General features: G+C 64.1%; 12 protein-coding genes and 1 rRNA gene. 3 read left to right on the forward strand and 10 right to left on the reverse strand.

Annotation, left to right across the window (positions count from 1 at the left end):
- Positions 1 to 423 precede the first annotated feature (423 nt).
- A 16S ribosomal RNA gene (locus BcFMB_RS02205) occupies positions 424 to 1,966 on the reverse strand.
- 756 nt (positions 1,967 to 2,722) lie between these two features.
- Here BcFMB_RS02205 and BcFMB_RS02215 point away from each other — a divergent pair.
- Together BcFMB_RS02215 and BcFMB_RS02220 are read left to right on the forward strand one after the other, a co-directional pair.
- On the forward strand, positions 2,723 to 4,222 hold the full coding sequence (locus BcFMB_RS02215) for a DHA2 family efflux MFS transporter permease subunit (protein ID WP_157775031.1): 1,500 nt from the start codon (positions 2,723 to 2,725) through the stop codon (positions 4,220 to 4,222).
- Positions 4,223 to 4,422: 200 nt separating this feature from the next.
- Positions 4,423 to 5,184, forward strand: coding sequence for an SIR2 family NAD-dependent protein deacylase (locus BcFMB_RS02220; RefSeq protein ID WP_024540206.1), 762 nt, complete (start codon positions 4,423 to 4,425; stop codon positions 5,182 to 5,184).
- An 89-nt stretch (positions 5,185 to 5,273) separates the two neighbouring features.
- On the opposite strand, the gene BcFMB_RS02225 is transcribed toward BcFMB_RS02220, so the two are convergent.
- The 8 genes from BcFMB_RS02225 to BcFMB_RS02260 all read right to left on the reverse strand — a co-directional run bounded on the left by BcFMB_RS02225 (position 5,274) and on the right by BcFMB_RS02260 (position 15,564).
- Positions 5,274 to 5,750 (reverse strand): DUF3021 domain-containing protein, encoded by a 477-nt coding sequence (locus BcFMB_RS02225; RefSeq protein ID WP_024540205.1) that lies wholly within the window; start codon positions 5,748 to 5,750, stop codon positions 5,274 to 5,276.
- A 68-nt stretch (positions 5,751 to 5,818) separates the two neighbouring features.
- A complete protein-coding gene (locus BcFMB_RS02230) occupies positions 5,819 to 6,292 on the reverse strand; it encodes a LytTR family DNA-binding domain-containing protein (RefSeq protein ID WP_024540204.1) in 474 nt (157 codons plus the stop codon).
- 267 nt (positions 6,293 to 6,559) lie between these two features.
- The gene (gene ilvA / locus BcFMB_RS02235) at positions 6,560 to 7,825 is read right to left on the reverse strand and encodes a threonine ammonia-lyase (protein WP_099720932.1); all 1,266 of its coding nucleotides are present in this window, start codon (positions 7,823 to 7,825) and stop codon (positions 6,560 to 6,562) included.
- A gap of 400 nt (positions 7,826 to 8,225) precedes the next feature.
- Positions 8,226 to 10,079 carry a glycoside hydrolase family 13 protein gene (locus tag BcFMB_RS02240; RefSeq protein ID WP_099720933.1) on the reverse strand — a complete coding sequence of 618 codons (1,854 nt, stop codon included), beginning with the start codon at positions 10,077 to 10,079 and terminating at the stop codon, positions 8,226 to 8,228.
- 66 nt (positions 10,080 to 10,145) lie between these two features.
- Positions 10,146 to 11,972 (reverse strand): Sip1-related alpha-galactosidase, encoded by a 1,827-nt coding sequence (locus BcFMB_RS02245; protein WP_198405433.1) that lies wholly within the window; start codon positions 11,970 to 11,972, stop codon positions 10,146 to 10,148.
- Between the two features lie 377 nt (positions 11,973 to 12,349).
- Positions 12,350 to 13,237, reverse strand: a complete 888-nt coding sequence (locus tag BcFMB_RS02250; RefSeq protein ID WP_024540200.1) for a carbohydrate ABC transporter permease — start codon at positions 13,235 to 13,237, stop codon at positions 12,350 to 12,352.
- 4 nt (positions 13,238 to 13,241) lie between these two features.
- Positions 13,242 to 14,195: a carbohydrate ABC transporter permease gene (locus BcFMB_RS02255; protein WP_051354818.1), complete on the reverse strand. Its 954-nt coding sequence runs from the start codon at positions 14,193 to 14,195 to the stop codon at positions 13,242 to 13,244.
- Between the two features lie 73 nt (positions 14,196 to 14,268).
- Positions 14,269 to 15,564, reverse strand: a complete 1,296-nt coding sequence (locus tag BcFMB_RS02260) for an ABC transporter substrate-binding protein (RefSeq protein WP_033491502.1) — start codon at positions 15,562 to 15,564, stop codon at positions 14,269 to 14,271.
- A 155-nt stretch (positions 15,565 to 15,719) separates the two neighbouring features.
- Here BcFMB_RS02260 and BcFMB_RS02265 point away from each other — a divergent pair, with 155 nt between their 5' ends.
- On the forward strand, positions 15,720 to 16,922 hold the full coding sequence (locus tag BcFMB_RS02265; RefSeq protein WP_024540197.1) for an ROK family protein: 1,203 nt from the start codon (positions 15,720 to 15,722) through the stop codon (positions 16,920 to 16,922).
- On the opposite strand, the gene BcFMB_RS02270 is transcribed toward BcFMB_RS02265, so the two are convergent.
- Positions 16,923 to 19,163, reverse strand: a complete 2,241-nt coding sequence (locus BcFMB_RS02270; RefSeq protein ID WP_099720935.1) for an alpha-galactosidase — start codon at positions 19,161 to 19,163, stop codon at positions 16,923 to 16,925. It abuts the gene before it with no gap.
- Positions 19,164 to 19,187 lie beyond the last annotated feature (24 nt).

The following is a 19,187-nucleotide window of genomic DNA, read 5'->3' on the forward strand; positions in this document are numbered from 1 at the left end:
ATGGCCGACACGAAACAAACGAACGAACACACACACCCCACAACAGGGATGCGTCCAGGCCGCACCAGCCACAACGGACCGATGCGCCTCGGTTCATTCACAGTACGAACACCAACCACACCCAAACGGATGCGGCCGTTGCTCGCGTCCACTCTCCAGTTCTCAAACCACCACCACACCACAAGCCCGCACGACACGACGAACACGCCGCACCGGACCCATGGGCGCGGAACACCCACCCCACACAAGGGGCGTGGCGGTCCGGGGACCCAACAGCATGCACCGCACCACCACCGACCCACAGGGCCGGCAACAGATCCTTGATCTCTTCCACACCAGCAGGGACGACCCCCACCCCCACAAGGGCGGGAAACACATCGTCCCGAAACGGACGCCACACGGGCGCCCCACAGAACTCCGTAGAAAGGAGGTGATCCAGCCGCACCTTCCGGTACGGCTACCTTGTTACGACTTAGTCCCAATCACGAGCCTCACCTTAGACGGCTCCCCCCGCGAAAAACGGTTGGGCCACCGGCTTCGGGTGCTGCCCACTTTCATGACTTGACGGGCGGTGTGTACAAGGCCCGGGAACGCATTCACCGCGGCGTTGCTGATCCGCGATTACTAGCGACTCCGCCTTCACGCAGTCGAGTTGCAGACTGCGATCCGAACTGAGACCGGTTTTCAGCGATCCGCCCCATGTCACCATGTCGCATCGCGTTGTACCGGCCATTGTAGCATGCGTGAAGCCCTGGACGTAAGGGGCATGATGATCTGACGTCATCCCCACCTTCCTCCGAGTTGACCCCGGCGGTCCCGCATGAGTTCCCGGCATAACCCGCTGGCAACATGCGGCGAGGGTTGCGCTCGTTGCGGGACTTAACCCAACATCTCACGACACGAGCTGACGACGACCATGCACCACCTGTGAACCCGCCCCGAAGGGAAACCCCGTTTCCGGGATCGTCAGGCACATGTCAAGCCCAGGTAAGGTTCTTCGCGTTGCATCGAATTAATCCGCATGCTCCGCCGCTTGTGCGGGCCCCCGTCAATTTCTTTGAGTTTTAGCCTTGCGGCCGTACTCCCCAGGCGGGATGCTTAACGCGTTAGCTCCGACACGGAACCCGTGGAAAGGGCCCCACATCCAGCATCCACCGTTTACGGCGTGGACTACCAGGGTATCTAATCCTGTTCGCTCCCCACGCTTTCGCTCCTCAGCGTCAGTAACGGCCCAGAGACCTGCCTTCGCCATTGGTGTTCTTCCCGATATCTACACATTCCACCGTTACACCGGGAATTCCAGTCTCCCCTACCGCACTCAAGCCCGCCCGTACCCGGCGCGGATCCACCGTTAAGCGATGGACTTTCACACCGGACGCGACGAACCGCCTACGAGCCCTTTACGCCCAATAAATCCGGATAACGCTTGCACCCTACGTATTACCGCGGCTGCTGGCACGTAGTTAGCCGGTGCTTATTCGAACAATCCACTCAACGGGCCCGAAGACCCGCCTTGCCCTTGAACAAAAGCGGTTTACAACCCGAAGGCCTCCATCCCGCACGCGGCGTCGCTGCATCAGGCTTGCGCCCATTGTGCAATATTCCCCACTGCTGCCTCCCGTAGGAGTCTGGGCCGTATCTCAGTCCCAATGTGGCCGGTCACCCTCTCAGGCCGGCTACCCGTCAACGCCTTGGTGGGCCGTCACCCCGCCAACAAGCTGATAGGACGCGACCCCATCCCATGCCGCAAAAGCATTTCCCACACCCCCATGCGAAGGTGCGGAGCATCCGGCATTACCACCCGTTTCCAGGAGCTATTCCGGTGCATGGGGCAGGTTGGTCACGCATTACTCACCCGTTCGCCACTCTCACCAGCCAAGCAAAGCCCGGCCGGATCCCGTTCGACTTGCATGTGTTAAGCACGCCGCCAGCGTTCATCCTGAGCCAGAATCGAACCCTCCACAAAAAACCTTCATGAAGAGCCAAACGGCCCCAAAAGAAAAAGACGGACCATCCAATAAGGAAGGACGGTCACACAAAAACCCCGACACCCATCAAACCCCCTCGGGTACCACACGGGCGGGCATCGGACTGGCAATCAAAGACCACCACACAACCAACAAAGGCCATGTGATGAAGTAGTACAGTACACACTATTGAGTTCTCAAACCACCACACACGGCCGACGAACCCCTCCGGACCCAGTCCAGAAGCTCACCAACCGGCAGCAAGATGAATAACTTACACGAACCCCAACCAAAACGCAAACCCACCCCACACCAACCACCCCAAAACCCTTGCAAACACACACAACCAACGGCGTGTCGAAAACACCCCAAAACCACCCCACACCACACCCAACCACACCCACAACACCACCACCAACCAACCAAAAACACCCACCACCCGGCGTGTCGAAAACACCAACCACCGATAAATGACCTCCATCGATCAGCATCGCCATGACGACCCGGCATCAATGCGCTGCCGGCCGCATATACGCGCATCGCCTATCCGTGCGGATTTTGTGACGAAGACACACGAATGATCGATGCCATGCAGCCGTCGATTATCATTGTTCGCTGGTGCGTTTCCGCCGCTGTTCATGCAGGCGGACGCCCAACGCCATCTCCGGCGAGACGGGGGACGGCTGTTCGCATTGTCCGGTGCATCGCACTGTAGTCAGGCCGCAGCTTCGCGATGCCTGTACGAAAAGAGATGCATGTCCACCTCGAAATCCACGGCCTGCCAGTCCATGCGCGACGATCAGACCGACATCAACGCCAACGCTGCCGCCGTCACGGTGACGCCGCGGCGGCGCATGCTCATCCTCATCAACATCATCCTGTGCTGCATCGCATCGTCGCTGCTGTCGACGGCGCTGAGCACGGCGCTGCCGCCGATTATCAGCGAATTCGGCATCGCGGTGGGCACCGGCCAATGGATCACGAGCATCTACTCACTCGTCATGGCCGTCATGATCCCGATGACCGCGTTCCTCGCGAAGCGCGTCCCGACGAAACCGTTCTACATCGGCGTCATCGGCGTCTTCCTGTTCGGCACGACGCTGTGCATGTGCGCGCCGAACATCCAGACGCTGCTGCTCGGCCGCGCGCTGCAGGCCATCGGCGGCGGCGCGATCATGACGGTCGGCCAGATCGTACTGTTCACGATCTTCCCGATTGCACAGCGCGGCACGATCATGGGCTGGTACGGCCTCGCGCTGAGCGCCGCGCCGGTCGTCGCGCCGACATTGGGCGGCATCCTTGCCGACACGACCGGCTGGCGTTCGATCTTCGCGCTCACCGGCGCGGGCATGCTGCTGGCGCTCGTCTTCGCCGCGGCCGTCTTCGCGAACGTGCTGCCGACGAGCCGCATCCGCCTCGATATGCCGTCGTTCCTGCTGACGGCGATCGCGTTCGGCGGCGTCACCTACGGCATCGGCACGCTCACCGGCGGCTTCGACCGCGTCGGATGCGCGGCGCTCGTGCTCGGCGTCATCGGCGCCGTGCTCTTCGTACGCCGGCAGCTGCGCCTTGAGACGCCGTTCCTCGATGTGCATGTGTTCCAAAGCTACCGCTTCCGCATCGGCGTCATCGCCGCCTGCCTGCTGTATCTGGTGATGATCGGACCGATGACGACGATTCCGCTGGCAGTGCAGGACGGCATGGGCTTCGTCGCGACCGTCTCCGGGCTCATGCTGCTGCCGGGATCGCTCTGCAGCATCGTCATGAATCCGATCGGCGGCGCATTGTTCGACCGCATCGGTGCGCGCCGCATCGCCATCGTCGGCTCCGCGCTCACGTTGGCGTCGATGGTCGCGCTCGTGTTCATGCAGTCGACGACGTCGCTCGCCATGTTCGCGGGCATCAACGCCGTGCGCACGATCGGCATCTCGCTCGTGCTGATGCCGCTGCTCACCTGGTCGGTCAGCGAACTCGACGAATCGAAGACGGCGGACGGCACGTCGCTGTTCAACGCGTTGGCGCAGATGATGGGCGCCGTAAGCACCGCCGTATTCGCGGGCATCATGGGCAACCGCGGCATGACCGGATTCAATCTGTCGAGCGCGTTCGGCGCACTGTGCGCACTCGTGTTGCTCATCGTCGCCGTCGTCTTCATCAGGAATCGCCGCGCCGACGCCGCAGCGATGGCGGACGAGATCAGCGACGACGCCATCGACGCCGCGCAGCCGGTCGAACAGCTCGAAGTCGCCTCCTGATACGTCGATCGGCGGTCGTACAGGGCGACCACAGCGCAGCGGGGAGGTGCGCGCGGCCTATGCGAAGCCGCGCGCACCTCCCCGCTGCGCATAGACGGCGCCCGGAACGCCGTCGTTCATGGTAAGCCTGTAGACGACGGCGACGGACGCGCGGCGCATGCGGCGGCCGTCGGCAGCGGACACAGGAACAGGAGCGCGACATGGCGAAGAAGAAGATCATGGTGTTCACCGGAGCGGGCATCTCCACATCGGCGGGAATCCCCGATTTCCGAGGCCCCGACGGCGTGTGGACGAAGCATCCCGACCAGATGCAGGTGTACGACATCGACGCCTTCCTCAGCGACAAGGAGGCGCGCGAATACTCGTGGCGGTGGCAGAAGGAATCGCCGGTATGGAACGCGAAACCCGGCGCGGCGCACTATGCGCTCGTCGACCTCGAAAAAGCGGGACTGCTCAGCCTTATCGCGACGCAGAACTTCGACGCGCTGCATGAGAAGGCCGGCAACAGCCCGGACAAGATCGTGAATCTGCACGGCACGATCGGCACATCGCACTGCCTCAAATGCCATGCGCGCTACGACACGGCGGACATCATGGCGCGGCTCGACGAGGAGCCGGATCCGCACTGCCACCGCAGGCTGCCATACAGCGGCAACATGCCCTGCAACGGACTGCTGAAGACGGACGTCGTCTACTTCGGCGAGATGCTGCCGGAAGGCGCGATGGAACGATCGATCCGCGCCGCACAGCAGGCGGATGAACTGTGGGTCGTCGGCTCGACGCTTGAAGTCTTCCCGGCGGCGAGCATCGTGCCGGCGGCCGCGCAGGCGGGCACGCCGATCACGATCATGAACATGGGACGCACGCAGTACGATTCGCTCGCCGACCGTCTCATCCACGACGACATCGCCGTCGCATTGCCGAAGCTCGTCGAGGAGACGATCGCCGCAAATCAGCAGTGAGCGCATCTGCGCATCCGCACATGCGTCGTCGGCGATGACGATGTCATCGGCGCGCCTGCGCACAGACCGCGCATCGCGCCGCGCGCGACTCACTGACGGCTGCGGCGCCGCTTGAGCTGCGCGTTCATACGGCGGACATCAGAGCGGAACACGACGCCGCAGATTGCCGAGATGATCGCCGTGAACACGAGAATGAACACGACGACGCTGACGACCGCCCACAGGCCGTATTGACGCGGGATCCAGCCGATCCACCAGGCGATCAGCATGTAGACGACGGTGCCCGGCGCAAGCGCGATGAGCATCTGCGCCCATTTCGCGAGGCGGTCGCTGAGCCAGACGACGGCCGGCGCGCCGTATGCGACGCCTATGACGAGCATCGCGACGAATTGCTTGACGAGCAGCGCGCCGGTCTCGCCGCCGATGATGAGCCCCGTGATCGCCGCGAAGGTCATCGCGATGAATGCGGCGATGCCGATGCCGACCGCTGTGTACTTCGCCATCGCCTTGCCGACGACGGCGGTGTTCGTGCCGTTATTGGTGCTGTTGTTCGTGGTCGTGGTCATGTCAGCCTCCTTCAGACTGCGTTTGCCGCTGCGGTCACTACGACTGCCATCGTTTGTTTCACGCATCCTCACATGCCGAGCGCAGTCTTGAATGCGCCGACGTAGCGTCGCGAGATCCATTCGACGGTGCCGTCGGACATCCGCACGCCGTATGCGCCGCCGAAGCCGGGCTCGATGCGGTCGATCTTGTTGAGATTGACGATCGCGGATTTGCTGATGCGCACGAAGTCGGCGCCCAGCTGCCGTTCGAGTTCGTAGAGACGGCTGTTCGTCCGCAGCGCGCCTTTCGCCGTCACGAGCTGCACGGCGCCGTTGTCCGCACGCGCGACGTAGACGTCCGCGATCGGCACGACGACGGCGCCGCCGCCGCGCCTGCCGACAATGGCGCCACGCAGGCCGCCGTCATGTTCGACGATCGTGGCGTCGTCGCCGATCGAGGCGAGCAGTCGCACCGCCTCGTCGAGCGCGTCGCTCGGCATGCGCGCCGTGACACGCGCCTCCTCGTGCGCGACGGTCGGATTCATCGACAACTCGACTCGCATGGCTTCGTTCCTCCTCGGTATCCGTTCGGATGCGTTACCGCCACCGTACCCGCGGCGCGCATCGGAAACTCCGGCGTTCCGGCAAGCGGTAGGTTTCACGCGACAAGCGGCGGCGAATCGGCGATGGCCGACGATGACGAAGGGCCGGATGCGGGAGAAAATCCCCGCATCCGGCCCTTCGTCGGCAATGCAATCGGTTGCCCGCATCACGGATGTTGCACGTGGAACACCGTGTGGAACATCAGCGTGGGACGTCGCCTGCCGCGCTCAGTAGATGCGCTTCGGCGTGTAGCCGGCGTCGCGCATCATCTGCATCACCTGCTCGATGTGCTCCGGCCCGTTCGTCTCGACGGTGACGCCAAGCGCGACCGAATTCGTGTAGTGGCCGTTCGCCTTGAACTGGTCGTGGTCGAGCGCGATGACGTTCGCGCGCGCCTTCGCGAGAATCGTCGCGACCTTGACGAGCTGTCCCGGCGTATCCGGCAGTTCGACTTCGAAGTTCATGATGCGGCCGCGCGCGATCATGCCCTTCTGGATGACGGCGCCGATCGTGACGGTGTCGATGTTGCCGCCGGACATGATCGGGACGACGACATGCTCGCCTTCCGCCTCGGCGAACTTGCGCGAACGCAGGTTGAGGTGTTCGAGCGCGGCGAGCGAGACGGCGCCGGCCGCCTCGACGACCATTTTGTGCTTTTCGAGCATGAGCAGGATCATCTCGTTGATGTCACGCTCGGAGACCTCGATGAGATCGTCGAGGAACTCGTTGAGCAACGCGAAGGTCAGATCGCCCGGACGGCGCACGGCGACGCCCTCGGCCGACGTGACGACCTTGTCGGCGGCGACGACACGGCCGGCCTCGAGCGACTTGCGCCACGCGGGCGACCCCTCGGGGATGGCGCCGATGACGCGCACATCGGGGCGGAAGGTCTTGACGGCGAGCGCGACGCCCGCACCCAGACCGCCGCCGCCGAGCGGCACGACGATGTCGGTCACATCGGGGACGTCCTCGAGGATCTCCATCGCGATCGTGCCCTGGCCGCACAGCACCTCGTAGTCGTCGAAGGGCGGCACATAGGTCATGCCCTCATTCTGGCTCAGCTCGATCGCATAGGCGGCGGCCTCGTCGAAGACCTCGCCGTGCAGCACGACGTCGGCGCCGTAGGCCTTCGTCGCGTCCACCTTGAGCGGCGGCGTGATCTCCGGCATTAGGATCGTCGCCTTCGCGCCGCGTTCACGCGCCGCATAGGCGACGCCCTGCGCGTGGTTGCCGGCCGAGGCGGTGACGATGCCGCGGGCGAGCTCGTCGTCGGTGAGCGAGGCGATCTTGTTGTAAGCGCCGCGAATCTTGAACGAACCGGTCACCTGCAGGTTCTCCGGCTTGAGCAGAATCGTATGGCCGGTCATTTCGGACAGCACCGGGGAGGCGATGATCTGCGTATGCTTCGCAGTCCCCTCAAGTCGTTCGGCGGCCAGCTTCAGTTCGGCGGCATGGTCATGCCGCATCGCTTGCAACACATCTTTTTGTTCCATAAGCCGTTATTGTAGGGTTTCATGCGCGTTCCGCGGCCACCGCGTCCGCCTAGTGGCCGCATGGTTGAGACGGATACGGCGCCAGCGGCCGCACCGGCGGTTCCGGCGCGGCCGCTGGCGACCATCACCGTGTCATATCGCATCCGTCACGGTCGCCAAGGAGCGGCATTGCGACCATCACGGGCGCAAGTCGCGCGCGGAACGGTCACTGGGACCTCCCATTGCGAACGTGAGAGGCGCAACATGCGCGTAGACCGTTCGCTACGGAAGGCCGTAGTGAACGCGACGGGGGCGAATCGCACCACACGGTCTCGGATACGGGAGGCATCTCATATGCTTGAGGGACGGCCCAGTTGGGCCGTCCCTCAAGCGTCATAGGGTCATAGGGTCGTCGACGCCGTCACAACTGCACGACGATGCCTTCCCACGCGGAGAGCTCCCCGCCCGAGAGCGCCTTCGCGCTGTGGATCGCATCGATTGTACTCAGCACGATGTCCTCTTCACGCACGCCGTGCTCGCGGCGTTCGAGCAGACGCGTCACCGATGCGGGCAGCACCGCATGCTTGCCGCTCAGGTTGAGCACGACGAGCATGCGTTCCGGCTGGCCGCCTTCGCCGTCCGTACGTTCCAGTGTGCGCGTGAACGCGTAGACCCTCTCGTCATCGTCGTCGACGAGCTCCCATTCGCCGGCCGCGACGAGCGCGCTGTTGTGGCGCATGTTGACGAGCTTCTTGTAGAACGTGTACACCGAGTCGGGATCGTCGAACTGCGCGGCCGCATTGATCTCGACATGGTTCGGGTTCACCGACAGCCACGGTTCGCCCTTCGCGTCCGCCGCCATGAATCCCGCGTACTTCGAGCCGTCCCACTGCATCGGCGTGCGTGCGTTGTCACGGCCGAAGAGCGCGAGCGCCTTCATCATCGATTCCTTCGACTGCACCTTCGCCTCTTCGACGCGCTGGCGGTAGGCGTTGATCGATTCGAGGTCGCGGTACTGGTCGAGCTTCGTGAAATGCGCGCCGGTCATGCCGAGCTCCTCGCCCTGGTAGATGTACGGGGTGCCGCGGTGCAGATGGATGAGCATGCCGAAGGCCTTCGCGGAGCGTGCGCGCATCTCCTCGCTCGTGTCGTCGCCCCAGCGGGTGACGACACGCGGCTGGTCGTGGTTGCAGGTGAATAGGCTCGCCCAGCCGCGGTCATGCACGGCCTCCTGCTGTGCCTTGAGCTGTTCGCGCAGGTGACGCACGTCGAATTTGACGATGTCCCACTTCGAGTCGCCCTGGTCGATGCCGACGTGGTCGAAGAGGAACAGCATGTCGAGTTCCTTGTTCGCCGGGTCGGTGATGAATTCATTGCGCACGGCGTCGACGCCCGGCGCTTCGCCGACGTTCATGTAGCCGCCGCGCTTTTCGAAGACCTCGCGGCGCATCTCCTTGAGGAACTCGTCGATGCGCGGACCGTCGGAGCAGAACGGGTACGGCGACGAGTATCCTTCCTGGCCCGCCGGGTAGTCGTCGATCGTGCTGCCGGGTTCGCCGGGCAGGCGACCGTTGGCGTCGACGACCTTCGAGATCTGCGTGATGACGTCCATGCGGAAGCCGTCGATGCCGCGGTCCATCCACCAGTTCATCATGTCGTACACGGCTTTGCGCACGGCCGGGTTCTCCCAGTTGAGATCCGGCTGCTTCTTCGAATACTGGTGCAGGAAGTATTCGCCGCGCTGTTCGTCGTACTGCCATGCGGAGCCGCCGAAGTACGAGCCCCACTGGTTGGGTTCGGCACCCGGCTCGCCGGGCTTCTTGCCTTCGCGCGCGGGACGCCACCAATACCAGTCCGCCTTGTCCGAGTTCGGGTCGCGCGACTCCTGGAACCATGCGTGCTCGTCGGAGGTGTGGTTGACGACGAGGTCCATGATCACCTTGATGCCGCGGGCATGCGCTTGTTCGAGCAGCTCGTCCATGTCCTCCATCGTGCCGAAGAGCGGGTCGATCGCCTGATAGTCGGAGATGTCGTAGCCGTTGTCGTCCTGCGGCGACTGGTAGACGGGGCTCAGCCAGATGACGTCGACGCCGAGGTCGGCGATGTAATCGAGACGACTCGCGATGCCTTTGAGATCGCCGATGCCGTCGCCGTTGGAGTCCTGGAAGCTGCGCGGATAGATCTGGTAGACGACGGCGTTCGCCCACCATGGGTTCGGCGTGGCGCCGTTCGTGCGCACATCGTCCGGAAGCGTGGAACGGTTGAGAGTGGTCATGGGTGCGGCTCCTTTGCGTGGCTGATACAACGATTCGCTGGTCACACCAGCGTATGCGCCGGCGAATTAGTTTCCCACCGCGCATTCGCTGTGGGCGTGTGGGAAACTAATTCCGCCACGCTCGATGGCGAACACCGCGTATTCGCCATAGGACAGCTCGACGTCCAACGTCTCATGGGCGTCAAGCGGCACATGTGCGCCGCTCTCAAGATCGTGCACGTCGCATGCCGCGTCGCCGGCGGCGATGTGCGCGGTCTGCGCGGCATCCTTGTTGAGTCCGACGAAGAGCACGACGTCGTCGCCGTGGAACGTGTTGCCGATGCCGAGCGGGACGTCGCCGTGCACCGGATCGTGCAGCAGACTCGCCTCGATCGGCATGCCAACGCCGTCGGGATGGGTCAGCGCGCCGTCGACATCGAGGAACGGACGCAGCGTCTGCGGATCGGTTGCGCCGAGCGCGTCGGAACAGTAGATCGGCCCTCCGCTGATCCACCGCAGCCATGCATGCACACGCGCGTCGGGATGCTTCGTCCAGAACATGTCCCAGTCGCAATGGTAGAGACACCCCATCAGCAGCGAGCAGTAGGCGTTCTCGATCGCATGCTCGGGCAGTGACTCGGGGATGCGCGGGAAGAAGTCGTCGCTCGTGCGCACGATCGGCGATGTCGGACGGCTCCAGTAGTTCTCGGGCGCCATGCCCATGCAGTTGATGAGCGCGGAATCGAACACCTCGGCGGCGATCTGGTCGAGCACTTCGTGCCGCTTGCGCAGCGCGGCGAAGGATTCGACGCCGCGCGTGAGCACCGACATCGTGCTCTGCGCATCCACTTTGACGAAATCGATGCCGTCATGAGCGAGCGCTTCATCCCAACGCCGCCAGAATCGTTCGCCGCCGGAACGCGTTGGGCACGCGAGCGCGTCCTGTGACAGCTGCGACGATGGCACAGCCATGCCGTCCGGCAGCGTCTCGAACATGTATCCGCACGCGCGCAATTCCGCGGCATCGGAATCGACGCCTCCCCAATAGCCGTGGAAGGCCTGCCATACGCCGACATGGCGCACGCCGTACTCCCGTTTGAGCACGTCGACGGTATACGCAAGGCCGTGGGGGAAACGGACGGGGTCGGCGTCGAAACCAGTCAGCTTATTGTCAGCCGTTCGGGACCAGCCGTCATCGATGAGTACCCAGGAAATCGGCACCCGCAGGCGCCGGAACTCCTCCATCTTGGCGACGATGCCCTCCTCACTCACCTGCTGGCCGAGCGAATCCCAGGTGCACCAACCGAGGCCGCGCAACATCTCGGGGAACGGACGCCCGTCCCGCATCGCGATGCCGTTGGCCCGCGCCGCGCGCCGTACGCATCGTTCGACGAGCATGTACGGGTCGTCGCCATATGCATACAGCAGCGTCAGCCCCTCCACGGTCGTACGCCCCGCCTGATTCGTCGACACGTCGATCGCCACGCCGTCCGCGCGTCCTTCGATACCGCGGATATCGGCACGGCATGCGCGATCGCTCACCGCGAGCAGCAGATGCCACCGACTGTCCGCGGCACGCCACAGCAGCATCTGCGTGCGCTGCGGCACCTCCGCGAAGCCGCTCACCCATGTCGGACGCATCCACCATTCCTTGTGCTGATACAGGCACAGCATCGGCGATCCCGGCATCGGCAGCGCGCACGTCACCGTGAGCGCACATGACGCGCGGAACGTCGGATGGTCGAGAATCGGATTGCCGACGGGCAGCTGCGCATGCACGGCGACGGCGACGAGATCGGCGTCATCGCGTACATCGACCGATTCGGGCGGCAGCGTGCGCGCGGCGCATTCCCCCGCAGGTCCGCATTCCGTGTGTGCGATCACCGACGTGACCTCCAGCAGTCGTCTCGTCATATGCATGCTCCTTCCCGCGCCGATGTCGAATCGTACGATGATTACAGCACACATCCCCCCCCCGACATCGCCTCTTCGTGCAGTCCGCATCATGCATATCCTCTCCGTCTGCACTCGCATTACTCGGATGTTCATACGAAAAGGCGAGTTATGCGAATGCGCGGATGGGCTGCGACTGCGCGCGGGAGCGCATCGGCACATATGCGCACATATGCCGGCGACCATGCGCGCATATACGCGCAATCTTGATCAGAATCTCCCATCCTCATCGCCCATATGCACCCTCCGCCAATACGACGGCCGCATATCTCGATTGTTCGCAAATACAATCGAGATATGCGGCCGAACATCGCGCGACGAACGCAACGTGCACGCGGCTACTTCACGGCGCCGCGCATGACGCCGCCGACGACCCACTTCTGGGCGAAGATGTAGACGACGAGCACCGGGGCCATCGCCATCAGATAGCTCGCGAAGGCCTGCGGGTAGTTCGTCGCGAACTGTGAACTGAACACATACTGCGCAAGCGGGATCGTCTGGTTGCTCTGGTCGGTGAGGATGATGAGCGGCAGCAGGAAGTCGTTCCATGCCCACAGCGCCGTCATGATCGCGATCGTCGCGTTGATCGGCCCCATCAGCGGGAAGATGATCTTCCAGAAAATGCGCCATGTGCCGGCGCCGTCGATGCGCGCGGCCTCCTCGAGTGAGATCGGGATCGAACGGATGAAGCCGGTCGCGATGAACAGGTTCGTGCCGAGGCCGAGGATGACGTAGAGGATGATCAGACCGGCCTGGTTGTCGAGATGCCACGAGCCCATCTGCTTGGCGAGCGGCAGCATGACGACCGGGAACGGCACGAACATCGCGGCGATGAAGAAGTAATAGAGGATGCGGAAGAACCGCTTGTCCATGTTGCGCGCGATCGCATAGGCGACGAAGGTGTTCGTCACGAGCGTGAGCGAGACGGCGAGCACGGTGATGATCGCCGAATTGAGCGCGGCGCGCGGATAGTCGACCTTCGCCGATGCGGCGGCGAAGTTGCCCCACTGCCAGCTCGACGGCAGGCTGAAGGTGCCCGCCTCGGCCGGCGTCTTCAGCGCGGTGACGACGGTGAAGTACAACGGCACGAGAATCGTCAGGCTGAACACGGCGACGACGGCGGTGAGCCACCAATTGATGCGCCGGTCCTTGCGGAACTTCGTCGGCGCCGCGCCGGCGGTGGGCTGTGCGGATGATGTGGATGTGATGGTGGTTGCGGTGGTCATGATCTCACACCTTCTCCTTGCTGCTGAAGAACTTGAGCTGAATGAACGCGATGATCGCGAGGACGATGAAGAACAGCACGGCGTTGGCCGTCTGATAGGCGTATTCGCCGCCGGTGAGGCCGCCCTTCCAGATGAGGTAGGTCACCGTCTCCGTCTTCGAGTTCGGGCCGCCGTCGGTGAGCGCGACGACCTGGTCGAAGGTGCCAAGCGCGTTCTTCATCGTGAGCACGAGATTGATCGTGAAGAACGGTCCGATCAGCGGGAACGTGATCTTCCAGAACTTCTGCCACGCGTTGACGCCGTCGATCGCGGCGGCCTCGTAGACCTGGGTGTCCACGGTCTGCAGACCGGCGAGGTAGATGAGCACCGAATAGGCGACGCCCTGCCACACGGCGAGGAAGACGATCGGGATCCATGCGTAGCGTTCGCTCGTCAGCAGCGATTCGCTCAGCCATCCGATGCCGAGCGCCTTGCCGAGCGCGGGCAGCGGCTGCATGAAGATGTACTTGAACACGTAGCCGATGACGAGCACCGCCAACGTGTACGGGATGAAGTAGATCGCGCGGAAGCCGTTCTTCCATGCGATCTTGCCGTTGAGCGCGACCGAAAGGAACAGAGCGATCACGTTGATGAGCACGGTGATCGCGATCGCGATCAGGAACGTGAACAGATAGGCGTGTCCGACGCGCTCGTCATGGAACAGCGCCGCATAGTTTTTGAATCCGATCCAGTCGTAGTCGCCGTAGCCCTGCGAGTTCGTGAACGAGTACAGCACGCCCTGGATGAACGGCACGTAGAGGAACACGGCGAAGATCACCGCGGCCGGCACGGCCATCCAATAGTAGGCGTGGTCCACCTTGCGGTTGGAGAACGCGGACGCCTTCTTCTTGCGCGGCGCTTTGTTCGCGGGTCTGCGGGAGTGATGGGTGTCGATGTCGTTCGCAAGCACGTCCTCCATCGCGCGCGCCTGCTGACCGGCGTTGGTCAACGAAGTCATGTTCTGGTCTTCCTTTCCTTGCGTCCTTGCTATCTCATTCGCGGAAGTCGCGGGCCTGCACCTTGTCCCACTCGTTCTGCATCGAATCGACGAACTGGTTGACGTTGCCGCTCAGAATCGCGGACTGCAGATAGCCGCCGATGTTGATCGACGACGGGATGTAGTGATCGCAGAAATCAGCCACGCGATTGCTTTCGAAGAATGGGCGCACCGTTTCGAGCGCGGGATTGCCGAAATAGGTCTCCTTGAGCGGCGTGATCGCGGACTGCGCGTCGGCGTAGTCTTCGAGCTGTTTCTTGCTCATCAGGAAACGGATGAAGCGCATCGCCTGTTCCTTATGCTTGCTGTTCGCGCCCATCGTGAGGATCACGTCGTCACCGGCGGTGAGGATCTGCTCGGCGGCATCGTTGGTGGCGGGCATCTGCGCGAAGCCCAGATCGATGTCCTTGTCGATCATCGTGATCTGCGGGATCGCGTAGGTGCCGAGCGGGATGATGGCCGCGGCGCCCTTCGCGAAGTTCTGCGTGCCCTGCTGGTAAGTGACGCCCTTCTCGCCGTCCGCATAGGTGAACAGCTCAATCTCCTTGGCGACCGGCTCCGTCCAGATCTGCTTGAACGTCGTCGTGCCGTTCTGCAGATCGGTGTATTCGCGCTCGGGGACGAGCGTTCCGGCGAGCGATGCGAGCGGCGCCTGCGTCGTCCACGCATCGGCGAGCGTTGCCTGCACCGGATCGATGCCGGCGTCGCGGAACGTCTGCAGCATCGACGTGAACTCGTCCCATGTCTTCGGCGGATTGTCCGGGTCGAGCCCGACTTTGCGGAACAGGTCCTTGTTGTAGATGTAGCCGGACGCGTTGCCGGCGAACGGCAGCCCATACAGCCGCTTCTTCGCGGGATCCTTCGTCTGCACGAGGTTCTTCGCGATGTCCACCATGCCTTCGTTGAGTTCGTCGACGATCGGATCGTCGGTGAAGTCATGGAAGACGCCGCTCGCCGCGAAGGTGCCGAAGCTGTAGTCGCCGTTGAAGGTGATGACGTCCGGGACGCGGTCCTTGACGAAGCGCGTGCGCAGATCGGTCTGCGCGTTCGCGGAATTGTTGATGTTGATGTGGATATCCGGATTATCCCGTTCGAATTCCTCGGCCGCCTGCTTGAACCAGTCCGCGGCCTCGGCTTTGAACTGGAAGAAATCGAGCGTGACCTGTCCGCTGGCGCCGGCCGCGCCGCAACCGGCCGTTCCCAGACCGACGGCGACCGCGCACACCGCGGCGCCGATTCCTCTCCAGAGCCGTCGCAGCGTCGATGGCCCGCCGTTTGTCGCGAATGTCATCATGACTCCCTCGTCCGTTGTTCCTGTTTCCTCATCCGGCCAGCCGCTCCATCACGCCCGCCGGTGGTCCTCAGTGTATGGAATCGCGGTTTTCATTCCCACCGCCCCGCGCGTCCGGAAACGGCGCAAGAAAAACGGCGTATATTTATATACCCATGGAAACAAATTCTGATCGGCTCGATTTCCCTCACTGGTTCAGTAAGTCGGAGACCACGCACGACGTCGCGCGCGGCATCATGCAATACGGACCGATAGCGCGCACGCCGCTCGCGCAGATCTTCAACCTGTCGCAGGGCGCGCTTTCGCGCATCACGAGCGACCTCATCTACGACGGCGTCATCGAGGAGCTGCCCGCGGGCGTCGCGCAGAGCGGCACGCTGCCGCAGGGGTTCACGGCGCATGACACGAGCGGCCGGCGCGGACGTCCGCAGACGGCGCTGCGCATCCGCGAGCACGAGCACACCTTCATCGGCGTCAACATCCACGACGGCGCGATCACCGTCTCCGAGGTCAACACGATGTGCCGACCGATCGGCGCCGACCTGACCGAGGACATCGACGACCGCTCCCCCGATGCGATCGTCGCGCAGATCGCGCGCATGGTGCATACGGCCACCGCCTCCGATATGCCGGCGCCGACAGCGATCGGACTGTCGCTCGGCGGCCATATCGAAGACGACCGCGTCGTGACCTTCGCGCCGTTCCTATATTGGGATTCCGCCGTCGATCTGGGCGCGCTCGTACAGCATGCGACCGGCATCCCGACGATGGTGTTCAACGACCTCGACTCGACCCTGCTGTACGAATGCTGGTTCGGCGACGCGATCGGCATCCCACGCTTCGCCATCATCACGATGGGCGCCGGCGTCGGCTATTCGCTGTCCGACCATGGCAATCCGATCGACAATCCGGACAAGAGCTACGGCCTGGCCGGCCATGTGCTCATCGACCCGGAGGGGCCGCGCTGCTCGTCCGGGCATGTGGGCTGCTCGCAGTGCCTGACCTCCGATTCGATCGCCGAGGAGTATTCGGGCATCGTCGGCCGGGAGACGACCTTCGAGGAGTTCGCGCACGACCTCGAGATGAACCGGCCGCAGGCGCGCCGCCTCGGCGAACGCACCTGCTTCCGCCTCGGCGTGCTCGTCGCGACCGTCGCGAACCTCGCGATGCCGTCGCAGGTGCTCATCAGCGGCGAAAGCTCGTTCATCGCGAAGAAGAACCGCGAGTTCATCCGCAAGGGCATCGACGTCTACCGGCACAGCCAGGCCGCGCCGGTGTCCTTCACGATCCCCGACTTCAGCTGGCGGCTGTGGTCGGACGCGGCGGCCGCGCGAGCGATCGCCGCGTTCATCAGCTGATCAGACGCGCGTCGCGGAGAACAGCACGGCGTTCGCCGGATGAATCGACGGCGGGCGCAGACCGAAGGCGGCGAGCGCCGCGCCGTTCATGACGACGCCGTCGGCGTTCCACCAGCCGAGCGCGCTCTGTCCGTTGCCGATCTGCGTGAACGGCTCGCCGCTGTCGATGTCGCAGTCGAGCGGCCGGATCAGATAGTCGGCGTCCGGATCGAGTCCGGGCAGCCGCACCGGCGCCGCCGGATAGGTCTGCGATGTCGTCAGCTGTGTGAAGCGGTAGACGGCGCGCGCCCCGTCGGCGCTGACGACGCCGTCGACGCGTACGGCCGGGTCGGCGGCGTCGCCGTGCACGACGACGCCGTGCATGAAGTCGTCGCGGTGCCGCTTGTACGCATCCACCCAGACGCCGAGTTCATCGAGCGCCGCCTGCGGCTCCTTGAGCAGGTTCCATTCGATGCCGAGATGGCCGAAGAACGCCATCGCCATGCGCATCCGCTGGCTGGTCGCGCGGTGCGTCGAATGGGCGGGGCTCGCGCCCACATGCTCGCCGATCATCTCCGGTGGCACGAGCAGCGACGTGTAGCGCTGGATGTCGGCGCGTTCGACCGGGTCGACGCAGTCGGATGCCCAGATGCGGTCGGCGAGCGAGAGGATCGCGAGGTCAACACGGCCGCCGCCGGACGAACAGCTTTCGATCTCGAGTTCCGGATGGGCGTCCTTGAGGTCGTGGAAGATGCGGTAGACGGCGAGCGTCTGCCCGTGGACGGCCGGGCGTCCGGTGCGTGGCGAGACCGCTTCGGTCACGTATTTGTTATGGTCCCATTTGATGTAGTCGATGCCGAGTTCGTCGACGAGCGCGTCCATGCATCCGTACACGTAGGCGTAGGCGTCCGGGTTCGTCAGGTCGACGACCTGCTGGTTGCGTCCCTGCATCGGCAGGCGATGCGCGGTGGGGCGCAGCACCCAGTCGGGATGCTCGCGGTACATCCGCGAATCCGGGTTCACCATCTCCGGCTCGAACCACAGGCCGAATTCCATGCCCTTGGCGTGCACGTAGTCGGCGAGCGCCTTGAGCGAACGTTCGCCGTCGGGCCACACGTCCTGCGCGATCTGCCAGTCGCCGAGGCCGGCCGTGTCGTCGCGGCGGCCGCCGAACCATCCGTCGTCGACGACGAAGCGTTCGACGCCGCTGACGGCGGCCTTGTCGGCGAGCGCCTTCAACGTGTCGAAGTCGTGCTGGAAATAGACGGCCTCCCAAGTGTTGAGGATGACCGGGCGCGGCTTGTCGGCGACGCCGTGCGCGGCGCGCCAGCGGGCGTGCGTCACGCGCAGCTCGTCGTGGAAGCGCGAGGCGACCTCGTTGAGCCCTTCCCCGTAGGAGCCGTAAAGCCACGGCGTCGTGTAGCCGGCGTCGCCCGCACGATCACCGCCGTGCGCGGGCAACGTCACTTCGCCGCCGGCGAGCACCTCGCCGCCGCCGATCAGGCCGGTCGTGTACGGCAGGCGTTCGGCGGCCATCAATGAGTTGCCGCTCCAGGCGACATGCACCGAGTAGACGTCGCCTTCGGTGAAGCCGAATCCGGGGCGGCCGGCGTTGAGCAGCAGCGACGCGTCGAAATCGGGACGGCCGACCATGCTCGCCTTCTGGAAGCGTCCGATCGTGAACGGCTGGCGCTGCGGCGAACGTTCGCGCAGATGATGGCCGGTCGTCGTCAGCAGCTCGGTCATGTCGGCGGGTACCGGGAACGCGAGTTCGACGGCGCCGATCGCGAGCGCCTCGACGCGCATGTTCATCACCGTCAGCCGCTGGCGCACGAGGCCGCTGTCGCGCAGCTCGCAGCGCCAGACGATGCGCACGCCCTGCTCGCCGTCCTCGGCGGCGACGTCGACGCCGTCATCGTCGATGCTCACATCAGTGACGGCGAATCGGCAATACAGTTCGACGCCGTCGGTGCGCACGACGAAACGCGGCGCGCCCGTCCATGCCTCGGACTGCGTTGGCAGCACGCTCGGCCACGCCGTCTCGTCGAGCGCACCGGAGACGCGCTGCGGGCGCAGCGCGTCGACGCAGGCGACGAGCGTGGACGGGTCGGACAACGGGCGTCCCCAATGCACGATGCGCGGCAACGCGTCGCCGACGATCACGAACGCGAAGGCCGCGCGCGCGTCACGCTGTTCGAGATAGACGACATGCACCGCCTCGTCGCGGCTCGTCGTTCCGTGGAAATCCCTGATCGTAGGCATCGTATGCCCGTCCTTTCATCCGGG

The sequence above is a fragment of the Bifidobacterium choerinum genome (genome assembly GCF_002761235.1).
In the GTDB taxonomy this organism is placed as follows: Bacteria; Actinomycetota; Actinomycetes; order Actinomycetales; family Bifidobacteriaceae; genus Bifidobacterium; species Bifidobacterium choerinum.

Bases quoted from the DNA above. Each gene is read 5' to 3' on its own strand.
- BcFMB_RS02215 (WP_157775031.1), top strand. From the start codon at position 2,723: ATGTCCACCTCGAAATCCACGGCCTGCCAGTCCATGCGCGACGATCAG.
- BcFMB_RS02220 (WP_024540206.1), top strand. From the start codon at position 4,423: ATGGCGAAGAAGAAGATCATGGTGTTCACCGGAGCGGGCATCTCCACA.
- BcFMB_RS02225 (WP_024540205.1), bottom strand. From the start codon at position 5,750: ATGACCACGACCACGAACAACAGCACCAATAACGGCACGAACACCGCC.
- BcFMB_RS02230 (WP_024540204.1), bottom strand. From the start codon at position 6,292: ATGCGAGTCGAGTTGTCGATGAATCCGACCGTCGCGCACGAGGAGGCG.
- ilvA (WP_099720932.1), bottom strand. From the start codon at position 7,825: ATGGAACAAAAAGATGTGTTGCAAGCGATGCGGCATGACCATGCCGCC.
- BcFMB_RS02240 (WP_099720933.1), bottom strand. From the start codon at position 10,079: ATGACCACTCTCAACCGTTCCACGCTTCCGGACGATGTGCGCACGAAC.
- BcFMB_RS02245 (WP_198405433.1), bottom strand. From the start codon at position 11,972: ATGACGAGACGACTGCTGGAGGTCACGTCGGTGATCGCACACACGGAA.
- BcFMB_RS02250 (WP_024540200.1), bottom strand. From the start codon at position 13,237: ATGACCACCGCAACCACCATCACATCCACATCATCCGCACAGCCCACC.
- BcFMB_RS02255 (WP_051354818.1), bottom strand. From the start codon at position 14,195: ATGGAGGACGTGCTTGCGAACGACATCGACACCCATCACTCCCGCAGA.
- BcFMB_RS02260 (WP_033491502.1), bottom strand. From the start codon at position 15,564: ATGACATTCGCGACAAACGGCGGGCCATCGACGCTGCGACGGCTCTGG.
- BcFMB_RS02265 (WP_024540197.1), top strand. From the start codon at position 15,720: ATGGAAACAAATTCTGATCGGCTCGATTTCCCTCACTGGTTCAGTAAG.
- BcFMB_RS02270 (WP_099720935.1), bottom strand. From the start codon at position 19,163: ATGCCTACGATCAGGGATTTCCACGGAACGACGAGCCGCGACGAGGCG.